Genomic DNA, 3,425 nt, shown 5'->3' with positions numbered 1-3,425 from the left:
GTCCTGGCGTTCATCGTGCTCGCCGGCTTCAGCGCCGGCGCGGTGGCTTATGCTTTCCTGTTCACGCGCATCGACAACGAGAAGCAGGCGGGCAAGCGGCTTCAACCCATCAAGACAGCCGAAACCGACAGGTCGGTGGTGAAGGCCCCGCGCGATCGCGCCGCGGAGGCGGTCAAGCGCCGCAAAAGTCTCCAGGACTCGCTCAAGCAGCTCGACGAGAAACAGAAGACCAACGATCGCAACCTCAAGAAACCGCCGCTGAAGGTTCAGATCCGCCAGGCCGGCATGCAGGTGCCGATCGAGCGCTTCTACATATACTCCGTCGTCTGCAGCATCATCCTGACGGCCCTTCTCTTTTTCGTCGGCGCGCCTCTGTGGGCCCTGCCCGGCGCCCTGCTGGTGGGCGGGCTCGGTCTGCCGCGCTGGTTCGTTTCGTTTCGCCGCACACGTCGCGTCAAGGCCTTCCTGGAAGAGTTTCCGAACGCGCTCGACATCATCGTGCGCGCGGTCAAGTCCGGTCTGCCGCTCAACGACGCGATCCGCCTGATCGCCAATGAATCGCCCGAACCGGTCCGGTCGGAGTTCCGCCGCATCGTCGATTCCCAGCAGATGGGCATGTCGGTCCCCGACGCCGCCATGCGCATGTCCGAGACCATGCCGTGCAGCGAGGCCGGCTTCTTCGGGATCGTCATCCAGATCCAGTCGCAGGCCGGCGGCAACCTGTCCGAGGCGCTAGGCAACCTTTCGCGCGTCCTGCGCGACCGCAAGAAGATGAAGGCCAAGGTCCAGGCGCTGTCGATGGAAGCCAAGGCATCCGCCGTCATCATCGGCGCCCTGCCTTTTGTCGTCGCCTTTCTCGTCTATCTGTCGAGCCCGAATTATATCATGCCGCTGTTCACCACCAATGTCGGCAACCTGATCCTCGGCTGTGCGGGCGTCTGGATGTCGATCGGCATCCTGGTGATGCGCAAGATGATGAATTTCGAAGTGTAGGGGCGCGGATCCGGTGACAGAACAGGTCGTCAAAACACTCACCGATCCTTCCTTTCTGATCGCGATGCTGGTCGGCATCGCCGTGTTCGCGACCGTGTTCACCCTCATGCCGGCGTTCGGTGGCACGTCGCTCAAATCGCGCATGAAGTCCGTGGCGCTCGAACGAGACAAATTGCGCGCCGAGCAGCGCGCGCGGCTGGCCAGCGAGGCTGACCGCCGGCGCAAGGGCCTGCGCGAGGAACAGTCCATCGGCATGCGCAACATCGTCGACCGCCTGGATCTGAAGCGCGCGCTTGCCGATGAAAACACGATCCAGAAGCTCAAGGTCGCGGGCTTCCGCGGCCAGAACCCGCTGACGCGCTTCCTCTTCTTCCGCCTCGTCCTGCCATTCGTGGGCTTTGCGCTGGCGGCAGTCTACCTGTTCGTGCTCGGCGGCCTGCCGCAGCAGCCGGCTTTCATCAAGCTGTTCGTCTGTGTCGTCGTCGCCTATGGCGGCTTCTACGCGCCCATCCTCTATGTCAACAACCGCGCGACCAAGCGCAAGCAATCGATCCAACTGGCGTGGCCGGACGCGCTCGACCTGATGCTGATCTGCGTGGAATCCGGCATGTCGGTGGAAGCGGCCCTGCGCAGGGTCGCCGACGAAATCGGCGCGCAGTCGGTCCCGCTTGCCGAGGAATTCGTGCTCACCAATGCCGAATTGTCCTATCTGCAGGATCGCAAGATCGCTTATGAGAACCTGGCAAGCCGCACCGGCCTGGAATCGGTCAAGTCGGTGTCGCAGGCCCTGGTCCAGGCCGAACGCTACGGCACGCCGGTGGCGCATGCGCTGCGCGTGCTCGCCTCGGAAAGCCGCGACATGCGCATGAACGCGGCCGAGAAGAAAGCCGCCGCGCTGCCGCCGAAGCTCACCGTGCCGATGATCCTGTTCTTCCTGCCGGTTCTGTTCGCCATCATTCTTGGCCCGGCCGGCATCCAGGTCAGCCAGCGCGGCATCTTCGGCGACCAGCACAGCTCCTCGAGCAAGTAAAGCAATTCCAGGAAAAGTGTCGCGCGGGTTTCCGCCCGGAATTGCGTAGAAAAAGAGAAAGCATTCCAGGAAAAGTGTCGCGCGGTTTTCCGCCCGGAATTGCGTAGAAAAAGAGAAGGCAATTCCAGGAAAAGTGTCGAGCGGGTTTCCGTCCGGAATTGCGTAAAAAGCAAAGAGAAAGAGCCGTTCGTGTCAATCAAAAAAAGCCGCGCGGCTTTTGGATTGTCGGAGCGGGCGGCGCTTGGCGGCGTCCGTCAGTTCGTGGCGACTTTCGCCTTGTTCTTGTCCCGATCCTTCAGCTGGCTCCAGGCATTCTGCTGGGCAAGCATCTGGCGCAGATAGGCGACGTTGGCCTGCGCCTGTTCGGGCGACAATTCCTGCGAGGCGATCTTCTCGGCCTCGTCGAAGCGGCCCTGCAGGCCCACTACGAGTGCAAGGTTCTGCCGCACCCGGCTGTCGGCGCTAGGCTGCTGCGCGGCCGAGCGCATATAGGTCTCGGCCGTTCGCAGGTCGCCTTCGAGCACATAGGACATGCCGAGATTGGACAGCACCGAAGGCTCGTTCGGTTTGAGTTCCAGCGCCTTGCGGTAGTCCTGACGCGCTTCGTCCTTCTGGCCCATCTGGTCGAGGATCGCGGCTTCCGCCGACACCAGCTTCCAGTCCGGATATTCGGGCGTCTGCGCGCGGCGCACGGCGTCCAGCGCCGGCTCGAACTGGCCGTTGGCGGCGAGAGCCTTGCCATAGGCTGCAAGCACCTCGCGATCCTTGGGATAGGCGATCGCCAGCTTGCGCATCACGGCGAGCGACTGATCGGCATCGCCGTCCATCTGCAGCGCCGCCGCGAAATTCATCGCCATGCGCTTGTCATTGGGATTGCGGGCGTAGGATTCGCCAAGCCTCGACGTGGCGGTGTGCAGTTCGCCGGCCGACATCGTTTCCAGCGGCCTTCTATCGGAGCGCGAGATGGAGCCGGTGGTCATCTGGCTGGTGCTGCCGCAACCTGCCACGCTGGCTGCCAGTGCCGCCATGAAGGCTGTGCTGATCAGACGCTTGGCTCTATGGTTCAACGCTTTGATCGGCATCGGCGCCCGGTCTCCATTCCTGTGCGGCCATAGGCTGGCCGTCTTCCCTCCCGCAGAAATATTCTGTTAACCCTAATGGACCGTTAAGAAGCCGACTCATCCTGTTCGGCCGGAGATCATCGCATGCCTGTCGAACTCGTCGAACAAAAGCCGCAAGCCGCCTTGCCTGTCTATCTGGTGGCAAAGGACGCCCTTGAAGCCGCGGCATTGCCGCCGCCCGCCATCGCCTGGGCAAGAGCCAACGGTTTTTCCGGCGAGGCAGGGCGCACGCTCGTCCTGCCGGGCGAGGGCGGCGGTCTCGCCGGCGCGCTGTTCGGCAT

3 protein-coding genes and 1 pseudogene are annotated in these 3,425 nt (G+C 63.0%); 3 read left to right on the top strand and 1 reads right to left on the bottom strand.

What is annotated here, in order from left to right:
• Together EOA24_RS31420 and EOA24_RS31415 are read left to right on the top strand one after the other, a co-directional pair.
• On the top strand, positions 1–993 hold a 993-nt coding region (locus EOA24_RS31420), incomplete at its 5' end, for a type II secretion system F family protein (RefSeq protein ID WP_133374703.1).
• A gap of 13 nt (positions 994–1,006) precedes the next feature.
• Entirely contained in the window at positions 1,007–2,023 is a 1,017-nt protein-coding gene (locus EOA24_RS31415; RefSeq protein WP_126079374.1) for a type II secretion system F family protein, read from the top strand.
• Between the two features lie 254 nt (positions 2,024–2,277).
• On the opposite strand, the gene EOA24_RS31410 is transcribed toward EOA24_RS31415, so the two are convergent.
• A complete protein-coding gene (locus EOA24_RS31410; protein ID WP_126079373.1) occupies positions 2,278–3,105 on the bottom strand; it encodes a tetratricopeptide repeat protein in 828 nt (275 codons plus the stop codon).
• A 123-nt stretch (positions 3,106–3,228) separates the two neighbouring features.
• On the opposite strand from EOA24_RS31410, the pseudogene EOA24_RS31405 reads away from it, so the two are divergent.
• Positions 3,229–3,425 (top strand): annotated as a pseudogene (locus EOA24_RS31405) (leucyl aminopeptidase family protein); the annotation flags it as partial.

The sequence above is a fragment of the Mesorhizobium sp. M2A.F.Ca.ET.039.01.1.1 genome (assembly GCF_003998035.1).
In the GTDB taxonomy this organism is placed as follows: Bacteria; Pseudomonadota; Alphaproteobacteria; order Rhizobiales; family Rhizobiaceae; genus Mesorhizobium.
Note: the sequence above shows the minus strand (reverse complement) of the source record. Positions and strands in the feature narration are given on the sequence as shown.

What these genes read in the sequence shown, in the direction of transcription:
- EOA24_RS31410 (WP_126079373.1), bottom strand. Translation starts at nt 3,105, where the DNA reads ATGCCGATCAAAGCGTTGAACCATAGAGCCAAGCGTCTGATCAGCACA.